This is a genomic window from Bacteroidia bacterium, assembly GCA_025056095.1.
Classification (GTDB): Bacteria; Bacteroidota; Bacteroidia; order JANWVE01; family JANWVE01; genus JANWVE01.
The window spans coordinates 1-635 of the sequence record JANWVW010000378.1 but is presented as its reverse complement, the minus strand read 5'-3'; the positions used below and the strand labels follow the sequence as shown (position 1 = coordinate 635).

Genomic DNA, 635 nt, shown 5'->3' with positions numbered 1-635 from the left:
CGCTAAAATAGCATTGCGAACATTAGACACCTGATAATATACCCAATCTAAATCTACATCTATATCATCACTCAAGTTAAAATTATAACATTGAGACAAAATACTGTATCCTATTTCTTTTAAATTAGGCATATACAAAAATACTAAAAAAATAAAAAGTGGGCATTTGCCCACCATTCATCCTATCTGTTACCGAGTGGCAATTTTTTCTGATACAGAAAGAACTAAACAATATCCCTTAACTTTCCTTGTCTTACTACATATTAACAGACATTCTTCCCCTTCTAAAGTAACAAAATCATCTGAAAACAATGTCGTTTTCTCCTTTAATAACTGCACAATGCCCATAATGTGTTCAAAGTCCTCCGTTTCTAAATTCTCCTTTTCGTACAAGTCCGTTACTAATACTTTATCATAAATCGTTTTAGCGCGCTCAGGTTCAAAATTTAATTTCATATTACAACAAGATTAAAAATACAACTACGAATATAATACAATAATATATACGCCAGGCTTCTTTTTGTCTACATGATGCCCTAAAAATACAGGAACAATATCTTTTGAACTGTCATCCTCTATCCATTTATGTTTGGTCATCATGTCTAATACGGTCTGTCCTATATTATTATAATCAA

The 635-nt window shown here is 31.2% G+C and carries 1 protein-coding gene; it reads right to left on the bottom strand.

Annotation, left to right across the window (positions count from 1 at the left end):
* Positions 1-189: 189 nt before the first annotated feature.
* Positions 190-456 carry a hypothetical protein gene (locus NZ519_14090; protein MCS7029882.1) on the bottom strand — a complete coding sequence of 89 codons (267 nt, stop codon included), beginning with the start codon at positions 454-456 and terminating at the stop codon, positions 190-192.
* Positions 457-635: the final 179 nt, after the last annotated feature.

What these genes read in the sequence shown, in the direction of transcription:
- NZ519_14090 (MCS7029882.1), bottom strand. Translation starts at nt 456, where the DNA reads ATGAAATTAAATTTTGAACCTGAGCGCGCTAAAACGATTTATGATAAA.